At 64.4% G+C, this 20,586-nt stretch carries 22 protein-coding genes; 7 read left to right on the forward strand and 15 right to left on the reverse strand.

All coding sequences use genetic code 11. The features are described 5' to 3' along the window. Nucleotides 1–165 precede the first annotated feature (165 nt). Both ACLRDN_RS18565 and ACLRDN_RS18570 read left to right on the forward strand, forming a co-directional pair. Nucleotides 166–543 carry a response regulator gene (locus ACLRDN_RS18565; RefSeq protein WP_413457488.1) on the forward strand — a complete coding sequence of 126 codons (378 nt, stop codon included), beginning with the start codon at nucleotides 166–168 and terminating at the stop codon, nucleotides 541–543. 174 nt (nucleotides 544–717) lie between these two features. Continuing rightward, on the forward strand, nucleotides 718–1,128 hold the full coding sequence (locus ACLRDN_RS18570; protein ID WP_413457489.1) for a hypothetical protein: 411 nt from the start codon (nucleotides 718–720) through the stop codon (nucleotides 1,126–1,128). Nucleotides 1,129–1,276: 148 nt separating this feature from the next. Here ACLRDN_RS18570 and ACLRDN_RS18575 read toward each other — a convergent pair whose 3' ends face one another. From ACLRDN_RS18575 to ACLRDN_RS18600, 6 genes are all read right to left on the reverse strand, one after another. Continuing rightward, a complete protein-coding gene (locus tag ACLRDN_RS18575) occupies nucleotides 1,277–1,462 on the reverse strand; it encodes a hypothetical protein (protein ID WP_413457490.1) in 186 nt (61 codons plus the stop codon). Nucleotides 1,463–1,676: 214 nt separating this feature from the next. Next, complete coding sequence (locus tag ACLRDN_RS18580; RefSeq protein WP_413457491.1) at nucleotides 1,677–2,276, reverse strand: OmpA family protein; 600 nt, start codon at nucleotides 2,274–2,276, stop codon at nucleotides 1,677–1,679. Then, nucleotides 2,269–2,760 (reverse strand): FecR domain-containing protein, encoded by a 492-nt coding sequence (locus ACLRDN_RS18585; protein WP_413457492.1) that lies wholly within the window; start codon nucleotides 2,758–2,760, stop codon nucleotides 2,269–2,271. The genes ACLRDN_RS18580 and ACLRDN_RS18585 overlap by 8 nt, the downstream gene beginning before the upstream one ends. 154 nt (nucleotides 2,761–2,914) lie before the next feature. Then, nucleotides 2,915–3,589, reverse strand: a complete 675-nt coding sequence (locus tag ACLRDN_RS18590; RefSeq protein WP_413457493.1) for an SOS response-associated peptidase — start codon at nucleotides 3,587–3,589, stop codon at nucleotides 2,915–2,917. Nucleotides 3,590–3,722: 133 nt separating this feature from the next. Continuing rightward, nucleotides 3,723–3,845 (reverse strand): hypothetical protein, encoded by a 123-nt coding sequence (locus ACLRDN_RS18595; protein ID WP_255475323.1) that lies wholly within the window; start codon nucleotides 3,843–3,845, stop codon nucleotides 3,723–3,725. A gap of 171 nt (nucleotides 3,846–4,016) precedes the next feature. Continuing rightward, complete coding sequence (locus ACLRDN_RS18600) at nucleotides 4,017–5,396, reverse strand: iron-containing redox enzyme family protein (RefSeq protein ID WP_413457494.1); 1,380 nt, start codon at nucleotides 5,394–5,396, stop codon at nucleotides 4,017–4,019. A gap of 171 nt (nucleotides 5,397–5,567) precedes the next feature. Between ACLRDN_RS18600 and ACLRDN_RS18605 the strand changes: the two genes are divergently transcribed. Beyond that, nucleotides 5,568–5,816 carry a DUF3297 family protein gene (locus tag ACLRDN_RS18605; RefSeq protein ID WP_044530646.1) on the forward strand — a complete coding sequence of 83 codons (249 nt, stop codon included), beginning with the start codon at nucleotides 5,568–5,570 and terminating at the stop codon, nucleotides 5,814–5,816. 198 nt (nucleotides 5,817–6,014) lie between these two features. Here ACLRDN_RS18605 and ACLRDN_RS18610 read toward each other — a convergent pair whose 3' ends face one another. Further along, nucleotides 6,015–6,386, reverse strand: a complete 372-nt coding sequence (locus ACLRDN_RS18610) for a helix-turn-helix domain-containing protein (protein ID WP_413457495.1) — start codon at nucleotides 6,384–6,386, stop codon at nucleotides 6,015–6,017. Nucleotides 6,387–6,507: 121 nt separating this feature from the next. Beyond that, nucleotides 6,508–7,317: a substrate-binding periplasmic protein gene (locus ACLRDN_RS18615; protein ID WP_413457496.1), complete on the reverse strand. Its 810-nt coding sequence runs from the start codon at nucleotides 7,315–7,317 to the stop codon at nucleotides 6,508–6,510. A gap of 613 nt (nucleotides 7,318–7,930) precedes the next feature. Here ACLRDN_RS18615 and ACLRDN_RS18620 point away from each other — a divergent pair. From ACLRDN_RS18620 to ACLRDN_RS18630, 3 genes are all read left to right on the forward strand, one after another. Continuing rightward, complete coding sequence (locus tag ACLRDN_RS18620) at nucleotides 7,931–8,248, forward strand: hypothetical protein (protein WP_413457497.1); 318 nt, start codon at nucleotides 7,931–7,933, stop codon at nucleotides 8,246–8,248. A gap of 139 nt (nucleotides 8,249–8,387) precedes the next feature. Continuing rightward, nucleotides 8,388–9,293, forward strand: coding sequence for an EamA family transporter RarD (gene rarD, locus ACLRDN_RS18625; protein WP_413457498.1), 906 nt, complete (start codon nucleotides 8,388–8,390; stop codon nucleotides 9,291–9,293). Between the two features lie 112 nt (nucleotides 9,294–9,405). Next, nucleotides 9,406–10,974: a diguanylate cyclase domain-containing protein gene (locus ACLRDN_RS18630; RefSeq protein ID WP_413457499.1), complete on the forward strand. Its 1,569-nt coding sequence runs from the start codon at nucleotides 9,406–9,408 to the stop codon at nucleotides 10,972–10,974. 127 nt (nucleotides 10,975–11,101) lie between these two features. Here ACLRDN_RS18630 and ACLRDN_RS18635 read toward each other — a convergent pair whose 3' ends face one another. Next, nucleotides 11,102–12,103: a class 1 fructose-bisphosphatase gene (locus tag ACLRDN_RS18635; protein WP_413457500.1), complete on the reverse strand. Its 1,002-nt coding sequence runs from the start codon at nucleotides 12,101–12,103 to the stop codon at nucleotides 11,102–11,104. Between the two features lie 75 nt (nucleotides 12,104–12,178). Next, nucleotides 12,179–14,875, reverse strand: a complete 2,697-nt coding sequence (gene pepN, locus ACLRDN_RS18640) for an aminopeptidase N (protein WP_413457501.1) — start codon at nucleotides 14,873–14,875, stop codon at nucleotides 12,179–12,181. 425 nt (nucleotides 14,876–15,300) lie between these two features. Here pepN and ACLRDN_RS18645 point away from each other — a divergent pair, with 425 nt between their 5' ends. Continuing rightward, on the forward strand, nucleotides 15,301–15,957 hold the full coding sequence (locus ACLRDN_RS18645; protein ID WP_413457502.1) for a DUF4136 domain-containing protein: 657 nt from the start codon (nucleotides 15,301–15,303) through the stop codon (nucleotides 15,955–15,957). Nucleotides 15,958–15,963: 6 nt separating this feature from the next. Here the strand turns inward: ACLRDN_RS18645 and ACLRDN_RS18650 are convergent, their stop codons facing one another. The 5 genes from ACLRDN_RS18650 to ACLRDN_RS18670 form a co-directional block, all read right to left on the reverse strand. Continuing rightward, the gene (locus ACLRDN_RS18650; RefSeq protein ID WP_413457503.1) at nucleotides 15,964–16,899 is read right to left on the reverse strand and encodes a DMT family transporter; all 936 of its coding nucleotides are present in this window, start codon (nucleotides 16,897–16,899) and stop codon (nucleotides 15,964–15,966) included. 105 nt (nucleotides 16,900–17,004) lie between these two features. Next, nucleotides 17,005–18,165: an ABC transporter substrate-binding protein gene (locus ACLRDN_RS18655; RefSeq protein WP_413457504.1), complete on the reverse strand. Its 1,161-nt coding sequence runs from the start codon at nucleotides 18,163–18,165 to the stop codon at nucleotides 17,005–17,007. Between the two features lie 179 nt (nucleotides 18,166–18,344). Then, on the reverse strand, nucleotides 18,345–18,515 hold the full coding sequence (locus ACLRDN_RS18660) for a hypothetical protein (RefSeq protein WP_166675083.1): 171 nt from the start codon (nucleotides 18,513–18,515) through the stop codon (nucleotides 18,345–18,347). A 44-nt stretch (nucleotides 18,516–18,559) separates the two neighbouring features. Then, the gene (locus ACLRDN_RS18665) at nucleotides 18,560–19,534 is read right to left on the reverse strand and encodes a quinone oxidoreductase family protein (RefSeq protein WP_413457505.1); all 975 of its coding nucleotides are present in this window, start codon (nucleotides 19,532–19,534) and stop codon (nucleotides 18,560–18,562) included. A 78-nt stretch (nucleotides 19,535–19,612) separates the two neighbouring features. Then, a complete protein-coding gene (locus ACLRDN_RS18670; RefSeq protein WP_413457506.1) occupies nucleotides 19,613–20,533 on the reverse strand; it encodes a DMT family transporter in 921 nt (306 codons plus the stop codon). Nucleotides 20,534–20,586 lie beyond the last annotated feature (53 nt).

The raw sequence follows: 20,586 nt of genomic DNA on the forward strand, positions 1-20,586 counted from the left end.
GCGCGGGCTGACACGCAGGTGAAGCGCATATTCTTACGATGCTGTCAGCGCGTTTTTCCCGCGATTCAGGAAATGACTGATGCAAGTTTTTCAATTTCAGTCACATAATCCTGGAGCCGTTCGTTCTGGTGTCAGGACGTAGCCAATCCACCCGGAGATCGCTTCATGAATCCGAGCAATCGCGCTCGCACCCTGCTGATCGTGGAAGACAACAAGGATGTCAGAAGCATTTTTGCGGAAGTCTTCCAGGGCGTGGGCTATTGCGTGCTCGAAGCCGCCAATGGCGAAGATGCGTTGCAGGTCATGGCCTGCGCTCATGACCCGGTCAATGTAGTCCTGACCGATCTGCGCATGCCGGTCATGGATGGACTCGAACTGGCCACCCGCATCAAGGGCGATGTGCGCTTCTCGGGCATTCCGGTGGTGCTGCTCAGCGCCACGCCGATGACCAACTCCTGGCAGGCGCTGGATGTATTTTCTGCCCTGCTGACCAAACCCTGTTCCTTTGACCGACTGCTCTCCACGGTGGAAGGCGTGCAGTAAGACGGCCGCGCCAGGCTTGCTTCAGCTCGGCCGCCAGTGGTAACGAAGACGCTACCCGTCCGACAGCCGACACCGACACCATCAAGGGAGCTTCACCGATCCCCGGCCCTGAACCCAGGCGCGATGATGCAAGAACTGCGCATGAGCGCAGGGCATTCATCAAGGAGTGAAATCATGTCGAATCAGAATCAAGGCGGGTCCCGCGGTGGTTCCCACGAGCAACATGTTCAGGCCGGCCAGCAAAGCCACAAGAATGACCAGCAGAACCAGAGCAGCAGCGCTTCCGGCCAGCAGCAAGGCAGTAGCAACCGTGGCGGATCGCATGAACAGCACGTCCAGGCGGGACAGCAAAGCCACAAGAACGACCAGCAGAACCAGAGCAGCGGTTCTTCCGGCCAGCAGCAGGGTGGCAACACCCGTGGCGGATCACATGAACAGCATGTGCAAGCCGGACAGCAGAGCCACAAGAATGACCAGCAGAATCAAAGCAGCAGCGGCAGTGGCCAGCAGCAGGGTGATTCCACCCGGGGCGGCTCGCATGAGCAGCACGTCAAGGCCGGCCAGCAAAGCCACAAGAACAGCTGAACCAGCTGATTCGCTTCAACAGGCAGCCTGATCGCTAGGCCCGCGCGCCGCTTCCCCGATAAAGGGACGGCGCGTTTTTGTATGCGTGCCGATCGGCCCGCGCTTCGCACATATCCTGACGGAAATGTGCAACCGGGCTCCCTCATCGTTACTGCAAGCCCGAAGGCAGTTCTTCCGGTACGGCAGGCGCGGGCAGCATGGCTGGCACTACGCGCACCTGAGGCTGCCGCAGTATGCGCCACAGGAATACGCCCGAGACCGCCATCCCGACCACGACATAGGCGGCATAAAACGCGGCGGCATAACTGCCGTAGTGAAGAAGAGTGTGGATCATGGCCATGCGTCCTTGCGTAGGAGGTTCGGGTCGATGGCGTGATCTTATGTTTTATATCATTGCCGCAATATCAGGAAATTTCCTAGTTGTATCGCACACACTCTACTGCTGAGCTATTGGATAGCTCGCAAAGCATTTATTCCCGAAACAGGTACGTACAGCGCGCCCGGCAGCCCCAGCGAAATCGCTGCGGCCACCGGGCCACTTGGTGTGCTCACCTTATCTTGATCTCGACAAAGCGATTGCGCGGCTCGGCCACGCCGCGTTTCTGCGGCACGCGCGGATCGCGCGCACCCTTGCCGATGACTTCGATGCTCAGGGCCTTGACCTCTGCGCGCTGCAGTTCGCGCTCGATCAGGCGGGCGCGGCGCAGGGACAAGGCATCATTGCTGGCATCGCTGCCGATGGCGTCAGCATGGCCGGTGAGGATGAATTCCCCGGCGGGAAATTCCTTGATCTCGGCGATGGCCTTCTTGAGCAATTCCTGCGAGGCCGGCGTAAGACGATCGGTACCCAGTTCGAACAACAGGTCGTAGCTGCGCGGTCGCGCCGGCAGGCTGCGCATGACCTCGGCATAGCGGCGCTCCACTTCGGCGGCCGACAGGGTCTGGGTCGGCTCGGGCTTGCCGCCGCGCGTCTCCACCGCCGCATAGGGCGAACTCAGCGCGGTCTCGCCGCTGGCTGTCTTGACCAAGATGCTGCTGGCCGATCCGTCGGCCTGCGGCAGCAGCACGAAACGCTCCTTGGGGCCCGCGCATCCTGCCAGCAGGGCCACCAGCGCCATCACGGCGCAACTCATCCAGGCTTTATTCACCGGCCACCTCCACGATGAAGTCGGTACCACGGATGCCGATGGTGGCCGTGGGGGTCGAGAGCAACTGGCTCTGCGGGGACCGCTTGCCGATCAGTCCCGAGACGTAGCGCAGCGTGCCCTTGGAGAGGCGCACGGCGATGCTGCCTTCGTCGGTCGTTTCGTTGTAGGCGAACTGTTCGAGCAGGAACTGGCTGTTGGAGCCGAGGGAGATGAGCGTATCGTCCCGCAAGGTAAAACCGACCGAGCTGGCGGCGGCGGTGACCACGCGGTCACCGGCGTAGAGCCGTTCCCCGGCGGACAAGGGGCGGCTCTTGCCGCTGCGCTCGGCGCGCACGTCGCCTTGCAGGACCTTGACGATGCCGGCCTGGCTGGCCGTGGCCTCCTGGGCCGCCGCACTGCCCTGCCCCAGTACCCAGGCGCTGGCCAGCAATACGCCGCCCCATCTGCATGCCCGCCCCGTATTGCCTGACCTGATGATCCCCATGCCCCGTTCCCCTGATGTTGTGATGATGACGTGACCCGTGGCATGTCCTTCAAGCGCGGACGGCAACATGCCACCGCGCAATTTCACAGAAAATCACCAGCAAGGTCAACAATTCTTTACAACGGCAGGACAAGCCCGGCGCCGCGAGGGAAATTCAAAACAGGAACGCGCCCTGCTGAGCGCGGCCATCGGGTTCGCTCTTGGGCGCGGGCCAGGCCTTCATGTCGCCGGCGGGATAGTTCAGCAGCAGCTCGCGCGCCCGCTCGGGGTGGCCGGCATGCAGCCAGTCGGCATAGTGGGCGCGCGGGATGATGACGAGGTTGCGCTTTTCTTCGCCGGGCTTGTGAAAACGATTCATCAAGGGATGGTCGTCGGCATTGATGGTGATCTGGGTAAACGAAAATGCATACCCGCCTTCAGCCTCTTCCCAGGCGCGCCACAGGCCGGCCACACAGAATGGCTGGTCGTCGGCCATGCCGATGGCCCACCGCTGGGCGCGGCCGCTTTCGTAATTGGGTTCATAGAACCACTGCATGGGCAACAGGCAGGTCTGGGCCTGGCGCCACGGGCCGGCGTAGCTGCGCTTCTCGGCGATGGTCTCGGCGCGCGCATTCATGGTGGAGATCTGCAGTCCGGCCTGCAGCTTGCGGCGCGGCATCATGCCGTAGGTGGCCACGATGAGTTCGGGCTCGCCCTCCAGGCCGGCACGCACCGCCGGGGCGGCGTAGTCCTGCCAGGTCTCCTCCGGCCAGTCGGGCGTGGCGGCGGTATCGGCACCGGTCAGCGCGGTGATCATGGACTTGGGGGTGGGCTTGTAGTTGACGCACATGGCTGCACAATCGCGTTCACGGGGGATGGCGATTGTGCCACAGCGCGGCAGGCCCCGTGACCTGGCCGCACCCCAAGAAAAAACCGGCCACGGGGGCCGGTTTCAGGAAGCTGGTACGCCGAGGACAGGTCGCTCAGGCAGCCTGCTTGCCTTCCAGGATCGATTCTTCCAGGGCGATCAGGGATTCGATGGCGGCGATGAGCATGCCGATGCGGTGACGGCGATAGATCAGGCGTTTTCTTGCGCGAATGTTCATGGTTTCTCCAGCAGCCGGCGCAGGGCCGGCGGGTTGACGGGTCGGGCCGCCGCCTCCGCGCCTGCATCTTCACATCGGCTGCGAGCGTGCATCCAGCGGGGCGGCCAGCGGCCAAGGCCCGACATTATAGCCGACTGCCGGGCCGCGCCTGCGATCCGGCAATGCGCCGCTTCAAGCCACGCAAGCACGCCGGTAGCGCTCGCTGTAGAGCCGGGTCGCCGCCAGGCCAGGGGCGAAATGATGCCGCCCCGGCCCCAGCTCGGCCACGAGTGCATCCAGATCCACCTCGCGCGCGGCCAGGGCCGGCACGGCCGGGGCTTCGGCGGCGGCGTTGTCACGGCCGCGTGCCAGCGCCCGGAAGCTCGGCTGGCGACGGCCGTCGGTCCAGCCCTCCTCGATCCATTCGCGGATGACCTGCTTTTCGTAGCCATCAAAGACCCCGAACATCTGGCCCCCGGCGGCATCGATCAGGCGCCAGAAGCGGCTCTCGCTGGCCTCCTTGCCACGCGTGATCCACTTGGCCTTCTCCATCTCTTCCAGGAAGCGGGCCATGCCCTCGGGTTCTTCCAGCCACTGGTTCACCGTCTTGCCGCCGATGCGGCAATAGTCCGAATGCATCATGCGTCCGAACGCGGCCTTCTCGGCCAGCACCCGCACCACTTCCTGCTGCAGGGAGAAGGAGCCGATCACGCCCAGCGTGCTGGCACCCGGCTCATTGAGCAGGTAGCCGCGCCGCACGCCGGCCATGAAGGCTCGCGTATCCGCAGCCTGGGCGGCCGCCTGCGCGACCGCCTCGGCGGCCTTGCGGGCATGGCCGCTGGCGGCGTTGTCGATGGTCACGTGCAGGCTGAAGTAATAGGGATCGATGCCCAGTTCATTGAGCTCGTAGGCCGTGATGAGCAAATGCAGCGGCAACTGTTCATAGCCCAGGTTGAAGCCGAACACCTCGGCCTCGAACTGTTCACCATGGTGAGCCAGTCCCAGCTGGATGGCGCCCTGCACATAGTGGTCATCGGACAGGGCCGGTCCATGCTCGCAACCATTGGCCGCCAAGAGGCTGCGATAGAGTGTCACGTGGTTCATGGCGGCGTCGCCATCGCCCAGCTCCTCCAGGTACGTCAGAATGAGCGGTCGGAACAGCGGGTCGCGCCAGCGCTTGACGGCACTGTAGAGCCAGGCGCCATCGACCAGCTTGGTCGGCGCCACGCGGCGCAGGAAATTGAGGGCATGGGCCCGGCCGCTAAAGTAGCGGCGGGGTGCGCCTTGCTGGCGCTCTTTCAGGTAGTTTTCATAGGCGAGGCCAACCTCGGTGGCGCGCGCCTCCATCCACGCGGCCAAGGCAGCGGGGTCATCGGGCAAGTCGCAGGGCAAGCTGGCGGCCTGCTCCATTTGCTGTGCCAGGTAGTCGCGCCCCATGGCCAGGGCGGCCTCATCGGGGGTGGGCACGAACAGCTGCGCATACACCTGTGCAGCCTGCAGGGGGCCGCCCTGGTGGCGGTAGGCTTGGGCGGCCGAGCGGGCGGCCTGCATTTCCTCGACGGTAGATCGCATACGTCCTCGCGCAAAGTCAACTGCCTGCAGCATGCGCGCTGTGGTGCGGCGGCGCTATCAGCGCCCGGCCAGCCTTGGTGTCGGAGAACGCCCCGGGGACGGTAGGAGGATGCAGCACGGCCGGCCGCAGGGCCATTGTCTTGGCGGTTCTTATGTCCGATAATCGCGGCCATGAACGATACCGCACAACGCCCCGCCCTCCCCGATCGCCTCAGCATCGATCCCCGCAGCCCGCATTACGATGCGGCCATCTTCGAGCACGACATCGGCATCAAGCTCAACGACAAGGAATTCAACAACGTCAGCGAGTACTGCATCAGCGAAGGCTGGATCAAGATCCCGGCCGGCCGCGCCCTGGACCGCAAGGGCAATCCCATGCTGACCAAGCTCAAGGGACGAGTCGAGCCGTTCTATCGCTGATCGCCGCCATTCCGCCATTTCCTTTCGGCAATAAAAAGAAAGCCCGCAAGCTGTTGCGGGCTTTTTGCTTTGGAACGGGCCGCGAAGCGTCGCATGGCGCGATTGGCCCGCATGACATTCATCCGCGCAATCGATCAATCAGGTGCGATTCATCGATCCGGCGCATCAACCGCACGCGCCCATCCGGCCGATATGCACTCAGGCCGCAGCGCGCTGCCGCCACTCCTGCACGGTCATCCCCGTGACCCGCTTGAACTGCCGCAGGAAATGGCTCTGGTCATGAAAACCCACCGCCACCGCCACATCCACCACGCTCAGGCGGGAATCGGCCAGCAAGGTGCGGGCACGCGCCAGGCGCTGGCGCAGCATCCACTGGCACAGCGTGTAGCCGGTACTGGCCTTGAAGACGCGGCTGAAGCAACTCGATGAAAGCTGGCACATCCTGGCCAGGGTGGCCACCATGATGTTGTCCTGCAGATGGGTTTCGATGTAGTCGAGCACCAGCTTCTCCTGCTCGGCATCGAGAGGGCGATAGCGGGGGTCGACGGCAATGGCGGGACGGCGTGGCAAGGTGGCGCTTTCTGGCACTAAGTAAGTCGGACAAGACCGGCCTGCATCTTGCCATGAAAGCGCCATAGCGCAAACGGCCATCAGCCTGCCCGCGCCGCGCCCGGCTGATGCTGCCACGGCCTCACTTGGCGCGGCCGCCCTCGGCCTGCGTGGCCGAATCGATGCGCAGGTCGCTCTCGAAACTTTGCAGCACGGCGCGCAGTTCGCCGCGCTTCTGCATGGCGTCGAGCTGGGCGTTGATGCGCGGCAGCAGCTTCACGCAGGGGTTGGCCCGGCTCATGGCGATGTAGTTGTCGCTCTCGCTGACGAAGGGCCGCAGCGGCATGAAGCGGTCGGTCTGGCCGGTCTGGTTCAGGTAGATGACGCCGGTGTAGTAGCCGGTGATGAGGTAGTCGATACGGCCCGAATCGAGCTTGGTGAAATTCATGTAGAACTTCTGCGCGGTCTCGATGATGAGGTTGTCACGCATGAATTCATCGAAGCCGCCACCGAACTGGTTGCCCAGCGTGATGGCACCGCGCTTGCCGACCAGGTCCTTCCAGCCGGCATAGGCAAAACGCTTGTCGCGCGGCACGAATACCGCAATCGGATTGGAAAACAGCGGCACCGAAGCATAGGCCAGGTATTGCTGGCGTTCCGGCGTGTTCTTCAGCGACGCCACCATGGCCACTTCGCCGCTCTCAGCTTCCTTGAGCACGCGCTGGAAGGGGCCGACGTAACGGACCTCGTAAGCTATGTTGAGTGCGCTCAAGGCGCGCGTCGCGATCTCGATGCTGGCGCCGGTAAGGCGCTTGCCGTCATACCAGTGCAAGGGCGCGTAATCGGAGTCGGCCGAGATGACGACCTTGCTGCAATCGGCCGCCCGCGCTGCCGCTGGCGCGCTCAGCGCCACCAGCACGGCCAGCATCGCGGCGCAGGATCTCGTGTACATGGTTCCCCCTGTTGCTTGCTTCATCACGCAACCCTGGGCGGGCGGTGCGAGCAATTCCTCTGCCGTTGAGAATAACCCGGTTGTGCCACATGCCAAAACGTATTTCGCGCAGCGTGAGAGTAAACGTGTTTTTACCACAGTCGTCTGCAACTGCCCTGTTCCGGATCAGAGCGCGACGCGGAAATGACGCAGTGATACGTTTGGTAACGAAACCACCGTTGCGCGTCAGCCTGAAGACTGACGCGCCCGGCCTTGCACATCAAACAAATTGCTCGCACTACGACTCGCTACAAAATCCGGACTGATGCGCATTGTGCATTGATGAGCTGGATATCCCTCAAGTTTGCATCAATCGAAAAACCGGTTTGCTGCGCCGCTCACGGCCCGGCCCGGCTGTCAGACGCGCGCGAAAAGTCCGACAAGAAGATGCTGGGCTTTCCGACTGCCGCAGCGGGCCCGGCTTCCTATGATGAAACCAAGTTTTCAGGGAATGCAGCAAGCCCTTGGAAACGAAGGCCAACCCTGTGGATGCATGCAAGAACGCATTCGCCACTGAAGTCCCGATTGCATTCAGCCATGACGAATGCGTAACCAAGGATAAAGGAGAACAGCCATGACCAAGACCTTCCTCACCGCCGCCGTACTGGCCGCCGCCACCTTCGCCACCGGCGCCTATGCCCAGTCCTATGAGCAGGGCGGCAGCACCATGCAGGGCAACCCGCAGCAGCAATACGACTCGTCGTCCTCGTCCTCGCAGTCGCAGTACTACAACTACCAGGGCGACCAGACCAGCTCGCCGGCCGCCATGCAGGAAAGCGGCGAGAACGGCCGCTATGTCGACCGCAAGAGCTATGAAGTCCCCAATGGCCGCCCCAACAACTACGCACGTGAACAGAAGGACGGCCCGCTGGGCACCTCCCCGGGCGCGTAATTTTCTTCGCTCGCGTCGACCTCAAAGCCCCGGCCCAGGCCGGGGCTTTTTGCATGGGCCCCACCTGCGCACGCGGCATGCCGTAGAATCGCGCTTTTGCCGGTGCCTCTTCCTTGCGCCGCGCGCACCTGGTCCTGCGATGAATCCTCAACTTGTCGGCCGCGGCATCGGCTTGTCCGTACTGGCCTCTTCCCTGTTTGCCTTCCTTTCCGGCTACACCCGCCTGCTCGCGCCCCTGGATGGCACGGACATCTTCGCCTGGCGCATCCTCATCACCCTGCTCTGCGTGCTGGGCCTGCTGGCCTGGCGCGGCGAACTGCCACGCCTGCGCGCGGCCATGGGCGAGCTGCTGGCCAGCCCCACGCGTATCGCGCTGCTGGTGCTGATGGCGGCCCTGCTGGCCCTGCAGCAATGGCTCTTCCTGTGGGGCTCGGTCAATGGCCGGGCACTGGAAGTCTCGCTGGGCTACTTCATGCTGCCCCTGTCGATGGTGCTGGTGGGGCGCTTCCACTATGGCGAGAAAATGGACCTGCTGCAGCGGCTGGCGGTCCTGTGCGCCTGCATTGGCGTGGCCCACGAGCTGTGGATGACGCGCGCCTTCTCCTGGCCGACGCTGGCGGTGGCGCTGGGCTATCCGCCCTACTTCATGCTGCGCCGGCGCATCCGGCTCGATTCCATGCTCATCTTCGCGGTGGAACTGATGGTGCTGGCGCTGCCCTCGCTGGCGGCCTTGATGCTCAGCCCCGCAACGCTGCCCACCCTGCACACGCCGGCCATGTGGCTGCTGCTGCCCGGCCTGGGCATATTGAGCATGATCGCGCTGACCAGCTACCTGCGCGCCGGCAAGCTCTTGCCCATGGGCCTGTTCGGCATCCTGGGCTATGTGGAGCCGGTGTTGCTGGTGCTGGTGGCCATGGCGGTGCTGGGCGAGACGCTGCAGGCCGCGCAGCTGGGCACCTATGTGCCGATCTGGCTGTCGGTGCTGCTGACCGCCCTGCACAGCGTCAAGCTGATGCGCCGGCCGGCGGTCCAGCCCATGAATTGAGGGCTTTTTCGCGGACTGATCGCGGCCAGCGCGGCCGGCGCTTCTCCTTATACTGGTTAAAACGGTCAACCCTGGGGAGGGATCAGGCCGGCCAGAGGGGGAGACACATCACATGCGGCCAATGCTGGCAAAGGCAGGGCGGGTGGCGCGCCATTCGGTGGCGCGGCGGGCGCGGCTGTTCGTCGTGCTGATCTGCGTGGCCATCGCCGTGGGCCACCTCTGGCAAAGCATCGAGGCCCGCACCACGCAACTGGAGAATACCCGCATCTTTTCCAGCAACATTGCCCGTGCCCTGGCGCGCCATGCCTATGACGTCTTCCAGGCCACGCACGGGGCGCTCATCAACATCAGCGACCGCATCGACGAAGTGGGCGTCAACAGTGCGCAAGTGCGCAACATGGGACCGATCCTGCGCCGCATGGCCGGCGAGATGCCGCAGCTGGACGGGCTCTACATCTACGATGCCCAGGGCAATCGCATTGCCAGTTCGTCGCGGCCACGGCCGGCCGATGCCAACAATGCCGACCGCGCCTATTTCTTCTATCACCGCGATCACGACGATCCCGAGCCGCACATCCATCCGACCCTCATCAGCCGCAGCACCGACCAGTGGATCATCCCCATGTCGCGCCGCCTGAACCATCCCGACGGACGCTTTGCCGGGGTGCTGCTGGCGACCCTGCGGCTGGATCACTTCAATGCGCTGTACCAGACGGTGGAGATCGGCCGCGACAGCTCCATCCTGCTCATCTTGTTGCCCGGCACAGTGCTCACGCGCCAACCCTTCACCCCTGCCTACATCAACCGCGATCTCAGCCAGGACCCGGCCGTAGGCCAGGTCCTGGCCGGCCGCCAGAGCGGCCACACCCTGCTGCATTCGCCGCTGGACGGGGTGGACCGCTACGTGTCCTACCAGCCGGTGCAGGATTTCCCGCTGATGGTGACGGTGACCATCGCGCGCGACGAAGCCCTGGCCCCGTGGCGCCAGCAGACCATTTTCTATGCGGCCGCCGTGGTGCTGCTGCTGCTCATCATCGGCCTGTTCGGCTGGCGCCTGATCGGCCAGATCGAACTGCGCCTGGCCGCCGAGGACCGCGCGCTGCAGGTCATGGGAGAACTGCACCAGGCCAACCAGCGCCTGGAATTGCTGGCCCACCAGGATGGACTCACGGGGCTGGCCAACCGGCGCCATCTCGATACGGTGCTGGAAACGGAATTCCGGCGCGCCCTGCGCAGCGGGTCGGCGCTGTCGCTGATCATGATCGACGTCGATTTCTTCAAGCAGTACAACGATTGCTATGGCCACCAGGCCGGTGACGAATGCCTGCGCCGCATCGGTGCCTTCTTGAAGGAACGCCAGCGCCGCCCGGGCGACCTGGCCGCGCGCTATGGCGGCGAGGAAATGCTGATGCTCCTGCCCGAGACCGACGCCGCCGGGGCCATGCAGGTGGCCGAAAAGATCCGCGCCGGCATCCAGGCACTGGACCTGCCACATCGCAGCAATCCGCGCGGCGTGGTGACCGTCAGCGCCGGCGTGTGTGCAATGGAATTGCTGGCGCCCGGCGAACGCGCGGTGCAAGACTTGGTGGGCCGCGCCGATGCCGCGCTCTACGAGGCCAAGCACGGTGGGCGCAATCAGGTGCGCTTGGCCCAGGCGGAGCTGCCACCGGTCAAGTTCTGAAAAACCCGTACAGAAATCCCTGCAGCAATCGCTACAGAAATCCTCACAGAAAAGCAGACATGAAAAATGCCGCCCGGCGCAAGCCCGGCGGCATTCGTTTGTGCAACGGACGAAAGAATCGCCGGGCTTACGCCTTGTGATAGGCCGTCACGCGGTCCACTTCATTCTTCGAACCCAGGAACACGGCCACACGCTGGTGCAGCTTTTCCGGCTGGATGTCGAGGATGCGCTGCTGGCCATCGGTGGCGGCGCCACCGGCCTGCTCGACGATGAAGGCCATCGGGTTGGCTTCGTACATCAGGCGCAGCTTGCCCGGCTTGCCCGGCTCACGCGCATCGGCGGGATACATGAAGATGCCGCCGCGGTTCAGGATGCGATGCACGTCGGCCACCATGGAGGCGATCCAGCGCATGTTGAAATCCTTGCCACGCGGACCGGTGGAGCCGGCCAGCATTTCATCGACGTAGCGGGTGACCGGCGGGAACCAGTGACGCTGGTTGGAGGCGTTGATGGCGAATTCCTTGGTGTCTTCGGGAATCTTGATGTCCTTCTGGGTCAGCACCCAGGCGCCCATTTCGCGGTCCAGCGTGAAGCAGTGCACGCCGTCGCCGGTGGTCAGCACCAGCACGGTTTGCGGGCCATAGACGGCATAGCCGGCGGCGACCTGCTTGGTGCCGGGCTGCATGAAGTCCTGCTCGCTGGGTTCGGTCATGCCTTCCGGGGCCTTCAGCACCGAGAAGATGGTGCCGATGGAGACGTTGACGTCGATGTTGGAGGAGCCATCCAGCGGGTCGAACATCAGCAGGTATTCGCCCTTGGGATAGCGGTTGGGGATGCGGTGGATGGTCTCCATTTCTTCGGAGGCCATGGCTGCCAGGTGGCCGCCCCATTCATTGGCTTCCAGCAGGATCTCGTTGGAGATCACGTCCAGCTTCTTCTGCACTTCGCCCTGCACGTTCTCGCTGCCGGCGCTGCCCAGCACTTCGCCCAGCGCGCCCTTGCCGACCGCATGCGAGATCGACTTGCAGGCACGGCCGACGACTTCGATCAGCAGGCGCAGTTCGGACGGGATCTTGTTGTGCAGACGCTGCTGCTCGATCAGGTGTTGCGTGAGGCTGATACGTTTCATGGTGGTCTTCCTTGCAGTGGTTTTTATTTAATGAATCGGATGAATGAGTGAGGGGTCAATTATCTGTCTGACAGATCAATCGGCCAGGGCCTTGGTGATGACTTCGGCCACATCGCGCGAGAGTTTGGGGGTGGCTGCAACCTGTTGCAGGGCCAGGCGCATCTTTTCCTGCAGCGCCGGGGTGTACTTGCGCCAGCGGTCCAGGCTGCGCGCCAGGCGCGCGGCCACTTGCGGATTGCTGCCGTTCAAGGCGATCACCTGCTCGGCCCAGAAGGCATAGCCGTTGCCGTCCAGCGCATGGAAGGCCGAGGGGTTGCCGTTGCAGAAGCTGAAGATCAGGCTGCGTGCGCGATTCGGATTCTTCAATGTGAAGGCCGGATGCTCGGTCAGGGTACGCACGGTGTTCACGTCGGCATTGCGGGCGGTGGCCTGCAGGGTGAACCATTTGTCGATGACCAGGGCTTCCTGTTCGAACTCGGCATAGAAGCGCTGCAGGGCTTCGCTCTTGCCGGGGGCGGCGCTGTTCAAGACCGCCGAGAGTGCGGCCAGGCGGTCGGTCATGTTGTTGGCGTCCTGGTCCTGCTGCTGGGCCAGGGCCATGGCTTCTTCATCATCCAGCTCCGCCAGGTAGGACAGGGCCACGTTCTTCAAGGCACGATGACCGGCCGACGCGGCGTCGGGGCTGTAGGCACCCGGGGTCTGGTGGGCGCGATACACGGCCAGCAGGTCATCGCGCAGTGCGCGCGCCAGCGAGCGGCGCAGGAACTGGCGCGCCACGTGGATGGCGTGGGGGTCGATGACTTCCATCTGTTCGGCGATCATGGTTTCCGACGGCAGGGTCAGTACCAGTTCGCGGAAGGCCGGGTCCAGCGACTCGTCCTTGAGGGTGGCGCGCAGCGCGTCAGCGAGTGCTCCATCGTGCTCGATGTTGTTGAGCACGGTATCGACCGCCACCACATGGCCCGACTGGCGCGCGGCCTGCACGGCTACCGTCAGGTTCAGCAAACGGCGCGTGGCCAGGCGCTGGCCGGCTTCCCAGCGGTTGAAGGCATCGCTGTCGTGGGCCATCAGGAAGGCCAGTTCTGCATCGCTGTAGTCGTATTGCAGGACCACCGGCGCGGAGAAACCGCGCAGCAGCGACGGCACCGGCTTTTCATCGACGTTGATGAAGGTGAAGCTCTGCTGGGCCTTGGTCAGTTCCAGCACGCGGGTGGTGGCGCCGGCCTTCTTCTCGCCTTGCAGGGTCAGCGCCAGGTCACGGCCCTGCGCATCCAGCAGGCCCACGGCCACCGGAATGTGGAAGGGCTGTTTCTTCTTCTGGCCGGGCGTGGCCGGGCAGCTTTGTTCCAGCGTCAGGGTCAGGGTCTTGCGCTTGGCGTCGTAGTCCGCGCTGGCTTGCACCAGCGGCGTGCCGGCCTGGCTGTACCAGCGTTCGAATTGCGAGAGGTCGCGGCCATTGGCGTCGGCCATGGCGGCGCGGAAATCGTCGCAGGTCACGGCCTGGCCATCGTGGCGCTTGAAGTACAGATCCATGCCCTTGCGGAAGCCGTCACGGCCCAGCAGGGTCTGGTACATGCGCACCACTTCAGCGCCCTTTTCATAGACGGTGACGGTGTAGAAATTGTTGATCTCGACGAAGGAGTCAGGACGCACCGGATGCGCCATCGGGCCCGCATCTTCCGGGAACTGCGCCTGGCGCAGCACGCGCACGTCATCGATGCGCTTGACGGCGCGGCCGCTGTCGCTGCCGATCATGTCGGCCGAGAATTCCTGGTCGCGGAAGACGGTCAGGCCTTCCTTCAGGGACAGCTGGAACCAGTCGCGGCAGGTGACGCGGTTGCCGGTCCAGTTGTGGAAATATTCGTGGCCGACCACCGCTTCGATGTTGGCGAAGTCGACATCGGTGGCGATGCGCGGATTGGCCAGCACGTACTTGGTGTTGAAGATGTTCAGGCCCTTGTTTTCCATGGCGCCCATGTTGAAGTCGCCCACCGCCACGATCATGAAGCGGTCCAGGTCGAGGTCCAGGCCGAAGCGTTCCACATCCCAGGTGATGCTGTTCTTGAGCGACTCCATGGCGTGCTGGGTCTTGTCGAGGTTGCCCTCTTCCACCCACACCTGCAGCAGCGCATCGCGGCCGGAGTGCAGGCGCACGGTTTCTTCCTGGCAGACCAGCTGGCCGGCCACCAGGGCGAACAGGTAAGAGGGCTTCTTGAACGGATCTTCCCACTTGGCGTAGTGGCGGCCATCGGGCAGCTCACCCTCTTCGATCAGGTTGCCGTTGGACAGCAGCACCGGATAGCGTGCCTTGTCGGCGCGCAGCATGACGGTGAATTTGGCCATCACGTCCGGACGGTCCGGGAAGTAAGTGATCTTGCGGAAACCTTCGGCTTCGCACTGGGTGAAGAAATTGCCGTTGGACACGTACAGGCCCATGAGCGAGGTATTGCGGTCCGGATGGACCAGGGTCTCGATCTCCAGCGTCACCTTGGCCGGGGCGGCGGGGATGGTCAGCACGCCGCCGGCGATGCGGAAATCGCCCTTGGCCTGGGAGAGCGTCTTGCCGTTCAGGCGCAGGGCCACCAGTTCCAGCTCCTCGCCGAAGAGGATCAGGTCGCGGCCCTTGGCGGCCGGGTTGCGGGCCAGGGTGATGCGGGTGGCCACATGGGTGTCAGCGGGATCGAGGTCGAAACCCATCTCGACGGTGTCAGCCAGGTAATTGGGAGCGGCGTAGTCTTTACGGTAGATCGTCTGGGGCGTATCGGTGCGCATGGAGGCCTGTCCGGGAAGGGAAATGGAGGTCAGAAAATGAGGGCTAAGGTGAAGGCTAAGACAGCACAAAGCCAATTCAGGTGCAGCAAAAACCCGATTTTACCAATCATCCCGCACTGCGCGAATGGAATAGGCCGGATTTGCCGCGCTCTTCTCCGTCAGGGACTGTTGGCGGGAAGCATGGTTCATATCGGCCCCTGGCCAGTACAATGGCGGAACCGGCACTTGCCCCAGATTGGGGCGGAGCAGGCAGGCGCAGCGGGATTTTCCGGCGATCGCTTTCGACGGGGGGATCAAAATGGCCGCGCGCAGGGTCTCACGAGGCCCGGCTTTCTGCCTTTTGCTTCATATCGCCCCGCAAGCGCCCTTCCCATGGCCCCCAGCCTGTTGCCCGGTGCCTGGCCTTTTTCTGATGGAGTTCGTTCATGAAACGCTGGCTTTATCCCCTTCTTGCAGCGGCCAGCCTGCTGCTGTCCGGTTGCGCCTCGGTGATCGAGAGCAACGTCACGTCCTTCCACGCCTGGTCGCCCAACTACAACCAGCGCGCCTATGCCTTCGCCCCTGCCAAGGAACAGGAGAATGACCTGCAATACCAGAATTACGCCGGGCTGATCCGGCAGGAACTGCAATTCCTCGGCTTTACCGAGGCGCGCGATGTGAAGGCGGCGCAATTGCAGGTCAGCTTCAGCTACGGGATGAATACCGAGCAGGTGGTGGTGAGCCGGCCGGCCTATGATCCCTACTTCTACGGTCCGGGCTGGGGACGCTTCGGCCCGTTCGGGCCGCGTCCCTTCGGCTTCTACGGCCCTTACGGACCGTTTTATGACCCCTTCTGGGATGGCGGGCCGATGCAGACCACGAGTTATCCGGTCTTCCTGCGCCGGCTGCAGATCGGCATCAGCCAGGCCGGCGACGGCAAGAAGCTGTTCGACGTGGTGGTGGACAGCGAAGGCCAGCGCGCCGGATTGACGGCCGCCATGCCGGCCATGGTGCGCGCGGCCTTCGAGGACTTCCCCGGCCCCAGCGGGGTGGCGCGGCACATCCGCATCAAGGTCGACAAGAACGGCCAGCCTGAAAACTGATCCGGCTCAGCCGTGCGGCGCCCGCCCGAGCCGCTTGCCCAGGCCCCAGATGCTCAGCAACAACAGCGCCCCGCCCAGCCATTGGGTGGCGCTCAGGGTCTGGCCCAGCAATACGGCGGCCAGCAGGACTGCCGTGAGCGGTTCGATCAGGGTCGCGACCGTCAGGGCCGTGGGCGTCAGACGCGCGGCGCCCCAGCTGAACACCAGCAGCGCCAGCGCCGCCGTGACTACGCCCAGGTACAGGTACCAGGCTTGCGGCGGCAAGCCGCTGGGCCAGTGCAGCGGCCGCGCAAGGCTGGCCAGGCCCATCACCAGGGCGGCAACCACCGTCAGGCAGGTGGCCGATGGCCCGGCACCCAAGGCCGTGGACAGCCGCCCGCTGACCATCGTGAATCCGGTGTAGAGCAAGGCCGAGGCGACCGAACAGGCCAGTCCGATCAGCAGGTCCGTCTGGCCCGATGCCGCAGCGCCATTCGTCTCGTGCCGCGCCACGATCAGCACGGTACCGCCCAGCGCGGCGGCCAGCACCGCCGCCAGTGTCCAGTCCAGCTTCTCCTGTCCGCGCAGCAGCGCGATCACGGTGGAAAACACCGGCGGCAGGCACAGGGCGATCAGCGTGGGAATGGCCGCACCGATGCGCTCGATCCCGAGGAACCAGAACAGCACGTAACCCGCCATGGTGGTCCCCGCCAGCACGACCGGCAGCAACAGCGCGCGCAGGGTCGGCAGGTGGATGCGCCTGCCGAACACCAGGCACAGGAACACGGCACCGACCGCAAAGCGCCAGAAGGAAATATCCCCCGGGGCGAAGCCGTATTGTGCGATCAGGATGTTGACCACCAGGGCACCGGTCCCCCACAGGAAGCCGGCGCTGCAGGCGGCAATGAGGGCCACGCCCGAGTAATGGGGCGCAGCCAGCGAGGGCGAACGGGAGCCGGACACGGCATCTCCTTGCAATGGGGTGGTCATGGTGTCCCGGCCAGTGCCGGACACAGCGCCACAGTGTAGCCCATCACCCTGCCGGCTTGCTGGCGCGGCCCGCGCAGCTCAATTGATGAAGCGTCCGCCGCTGCCGATGGCGGTCAGGTCGACGAAATCCGAGCCGCTGTGATCGTTGCGGCTGAAGTGCAGGCTGAAGCCGCCGCCATCATAGTTGGCCGGGGTGATGCTCTCCAGCGCCCGGATCAGGCCGGCGCGCGTGAGCTGCGGGCCGGCGCGGCGCAAACCCTCCACCAGCACGCGGGCGGCGATGTAGCCCTCCAGCCCGATGAAGTTGCAGCCGGCACCGCCGTGGCGTTCGACCGCCTTCTGGTATTCGTAGACGATGGGCAGCCTGGCCTTGTTGGGAAAGGGCACCACCTGCGTGATCTCGGTGCCGACCCCGCCTTGCTTCAAGCGCGCGGCCAGCGACTGGCTGCCCACGAAGGAATAGTGGGAAAAACCGCCCAGGTAGCCCGCTGCCCGCATGCGCAGGATGAGCGCGGCCGCCGGTTGATAGGACACCGCCTGGATCACCACATCCGGGCGCATCTGCATGAATTGTTCGGCCGCGGCGACCACGGCATCGGTATTGCGCTCGATGGGGTGGCTCCCCACCACGGTCAGGCCATAGACGGCCGCCCGCTGGCGCAGGTTCTCCAGCAGCGCCCGGCCCAGTTCGTCGTCCTGGTAGAACACCGCCACACGCAGCCGTCCGGTGCCTTGCAGCTGGCGCAACAGGAAATCGGTTTCCTGCTCGTAGCCGGCGCGTACGTGGAAGATGAGGCGGTTGAAGGGTTCCCGCAGGGCGGAGGCGCCTGTGTGCGGGGCAATGAGCGGAATGCCGGCTTCGCGGATGGCCGGCAGTGCCGCCAGCACCGTGGGCGTACCGGAAAAACCGAACAGCGCGAACACCTTGTCGCGCCAGATCAGTTGCTGGGTATTGGCCAGGGTACGTTCGGGTTCGTAGCGGTCGTCCAGGCTCAGCAGCCGCACGCGGCGGCCGTACACGCCGCCTCGGGCATTGACCTGGGCAAAATAGGTGCGCGCACCTTCCTGGAAATCACGCCCGACCTCGGCGGCCGGCCCGGTAAAGGGCGCGGACTGGCCCAGTACGATCTCTTGCGGGCTAATCCCGTTCTCGGCGGCCAGCGCCACCTGCAGGCAACACGCCATCACCCATGCCAGGCGGCCGCACCAGACGGCGACCGCGTGCCAGCTCCTTCCCATCGTCCTCTCCCGCCAAAAATGTTCTCCCCGGAGACCTGGGTGTGAAGGAAATCACCCCAGGGCCGAAGGCAGCATTTGACGATCAAGACGAAGAAAAATGCGTGATCCACGCATAGTCTTGGGTAAACCCCGATAACTTGCGAGATCCGTACCGAAGAATTTCGATATCCGGCGAAAAATCAGGAGAAATAGGCTTCGCTGGCGAAGGTGATCACCACGATCATGAGCACCGCACAGATCAGCACCGCCAACAGCCGCCCGAACTTGGGCGAGCCGTCGGCGCCGGCCGCCTGCTCGGGGGGATGGCCCATGGGATTGTCGAGGCCGGGGTCGCGCGGGGGCTGGTCCATGAGGATTCCTCTTGTGGCTGGGTCATCGGTCGATCAGGCGGCCATCACGGGATCAGGATGGTCGAACCGGTGGTCTTGCGGCCTTCCAGGTCAGCATGGGCCTGGCCGACATCCTTCAAGGCATAGCGCTGGTTGATCTCGATGCTGATCTTGCCGCTCTCGACCATGTCGAACAGGTCGCCGGCGGTGGCATCGAGTTCGGGACGGGTGGCGACATAGTTGCCCAGCGAGGGGCGGGTCAGGAAGAGCGAGCCGCGCGAGACCAGTTCGGACACGCCGAACGGCGGCACCGGACCGGAGGCATTGCCGAAGCTGACCATCATGCCGCGCGGGCGCAGGCAGTCCAGGGAGCCGGTGAAGGTGTCCTTGCCGATGGCGTCATAAACGACTGGCACGCCTTTGCCGCCGGTGATTTCCTTGACGCGCTCGACGAAGTTTTCGGTGGTGTAGTTGATGACGTGGGCCGCGCCATGCTGCTTGGCCAGGGCCGCCTTCTCATCACTGCTGACGGTGCCGATCAGGTTCACGCCCAGGGCGCGCGCCCACTGGCAGGCGATCAGGCCGATGCCGCCGGCAGCCGCATGGAACAGGATGGTCTCGCCCGGCTGCACGGCATAGGTCTGGCGCAGCAGGTATTGCACCGTCATGCCCTGCAGCATCATGGCCGCTGCGGTATCGAAACTGATGGCATCCGGCAGCTTGACCAGGATGTCGGCCGGCATCACGCGCGCTTCGGCATAAGCGCCATTGGGACGGCCGGCATAAGCCACGCGGTCACCGACCTGGAAACCGGCCACGCCCGCACCCACCGCTTCGATGGTGCCGGCCGCTTCCTGGCCCAGGCCGGCTGGCAGCGGCTGCGGATAGAGACCGGAGCGGAAATAGCAATCGATGAAGTTCAGGCCGACGGCGGCATGGCGGATGCGGACTTCACCGGGACCCGGTTCGCCCACTTCCACGTCCACGTATTCCATGACTTCGGGGCCGCCGGTCTTGCTCATGCGGATTGCTTTTGCCATCTGGGTCTCCTTGTATTGGGTGGATTTCAAGCCTGAACATTCACATGTCGAATAAGTCGAGAGGCAGTATAGAACGCCTCAGCGCTTCTTGCGCGACAGCAGCCACATGCCCGCCAGCACCAGGGCGGTGCCGGCCAGCTGGATGCCGGTGATCGGTTCATCCAGCAGCACGGCCCCCATGAAGAGCGTCGAGACCGGCCCCACCAGCCCCGCCTGGGCGGCCGTGGGAGCGCCGATGCGGGCCACCGCCACCATGGTCAGGAACACCGGCAGCACCGTGCAGAACACCGCATTGAAGAGCGAAAGCTGGTACACCGGGGCCACCTGCGTGACCAGGTCGGCGGGCGCGCGCAAGATGAAGAACTGGACCAGGCAGGCCACGCTGGAGACGCACATGGCATAGGCCACCAGCCGCACCGCCCCGACCCGGCGCACCAGTTCGCCGGAAGAGATCAGGTAGATCGAATAGCTCAGGGCCGACCCCAGCACCAGGGCGCTGCCGAGGATGACGTTGCTGCCGCCGGTATGCAGGTCATGCTGCAGCACCAGCACGGTACCAAAATAGGACACCAGCAGCGCCGCCCATTCGATCCAGCCGACCTTGCGTTTGAAGAAGAAAAAGGCGATCAGCATCACGAAGGAAGGCGTGAGGAACAGGATCAATCGTTCCAGCCCGGCCGAGATGTATTGCAGCCCGAGGAAATCGAGGAAGCTCGACAGGTAATAGCCCATCAGCCCCAGCACCACGATGCGCAGCACGTCGGCCCGCGCCAGCGGCGGCTGGGTGCGGGCTTTCCAGAGCGCCACGGCGGCAAACATGGGGAAGGAAAACAGCATGCGCAGCGTGATCACCATGACCGCATCGACCTGATAGCGGTACATCAGCTTGGCCACGATGGCCTTGGCGGAAAAGAAGATGGCGCCGATGATGGCGAGCAGCAGCCCGCCCAGGAAGGCCTGGCGCGGGGTGGAATGAGCGGGGGTGGGGGCGGCAGTCATGGCCGCGATTGTAAACCCTGGGCTGCGCACGCGCCGCGCGGGCGGGCGCAGCA

Source organism: Herbaspirillum huttiense, assembly GCF_047300815.1.
Lineage (GTDB): Bacteria > Pseudomonadota > Gammaproteobacteria > Burkholderiales > Burkholderiaceae_D > Herbaspirillum > Herbaspirillum huttiense_A.

Coding starts and splice junctions, on each gene's coding strand:
- ACLRDN_RS18600 (WP_413457494.1), bottom strand. CDS start 5,396: ATGCGATCTACCGTCGAGGAAATGCAGGCCGCCCGCTCGGCCGCCCAA.
- ACLRDN_RS18660 (WP_166675083.1), bottom strand. CDS start 18,515: ATGGACCAGCCCCCGCGCGACCCCGGCCTCGACAATCCCATGGGCCAT.
- ACLRDN_RS18585 (WP_413457492.1), bottom strand. CDS start 2,760: ATGGGGATCATCAGGTCAGGCAATACGGGGCGGGCATGCAGATGGGGC.
- pepN (WP_413457501.1), bottom strand. CDS start 14,875: ATGCGCACCGATACGCCCCAGACGATCTACCGTAAAGACTACGCCGCT.
- ACLRDN_RS18575 (WP_413457490.1), bottom strand. CDS start 1,462: ATGATCCACACTCTTCTTCACTACGGCAGTTATGCCGCCGCGTTTTAT.
- ACLRDN_RS18590 (WP_413457493.1), bottom strand. CDS start 3,589: ATGTGCGTCAACTACAAGCCCACCCCCAAGTCCATGATCACCGCGCTG.
- ACLRDN_RS18665 (WP_413457505.1), bottom strand. CDS start 19,534: ATGGCAAAAGCAATCCGCATGAGCAAGACCGGCGGCCCCGAAGTCATG.
- rarD (WP_413457498.1), top strand. CDS start 8,388: ATGAATCCTCAACTTGTCGGCCGCGGCATCGGCTTGTCCGTACTGGCC.
- ACLRDN_RS18605 (WP_044530646.1), top strand. CDS start 5,568: ATGAACGATACCGCACAACGCCCCGCCCTCCCCGATCGCCTCAGCATC.
- ACLRDN_RS18630 (WP_413457499.1), top strand. CDS start 9,406: ATGCGGCCAATGCTGGCAAAGGCAGGGCGGGTGGCGCGCCATTCGGTG.
- ACLRDN_RS18595 (WP_255475323.1), bottom strand. CDS start 3,845: ATGAACATTCGCGCAAGAAAACGCCTGATCTATCGCCGTCACCGCATC.
- ACLRDN_RS18655 (WP_413457504.1), bottom strand. CDS start 18,165: ATGGGAAGGAGCTGGCACGCGGTCGCCGTCTGGTGCGGCCGCCTGGCA.
- ACLRDN_RS18565 (WP_413457488.1), top strand. CDS start 166: ATGAATCCGAGCAATCGCGCTCGCACCCTGCTGATCGTGGAAGACAAC.
- ACLRDN_RS18570 (WP_413457489.1), top strand. CDS start 718: ATGTCGAATCAGAATCAAGGCGGGTCCCGCGGTGGTTCCCACGAGCAA.
- ACLRDN_RS18670 (WP_413457506.1), bottom strand. CDS start 20,533: ATGACTGCCGCCCCCACCCCCGCTCATTCCACCCCGCGCCAGGCCTTC.
- ACLRDN_RS18645 (WP_413457502.1), top strand. CDS start 15,301: ATGAAACGCTGGCTTTATCCCCTTCTTGCAGCGGCCAGCCTGCTGCTG.
- ACLRDN_RS18615 (WP_413457496.1), bottom strand. CDS start 7,317: ATGTACACGAGATCCTGCGCCGCGATGCTGGCCGTGCTGGTGGCGCTG.
- ACLRDN_RS18620 (WP_413457497.1), top strand. CDS start 7,931: ATGACCAAGACCTTCCTCACCGCCGCCGTACTGGCCGCCGCCACCTTC.
- ACLRDN_RS18635 (WP_413457500.1), bottom strand. CDS start 12,103: ATGAAACGTATCAGCCTCACGCAACACCTGATCGAGCAGCAGCGTCTG.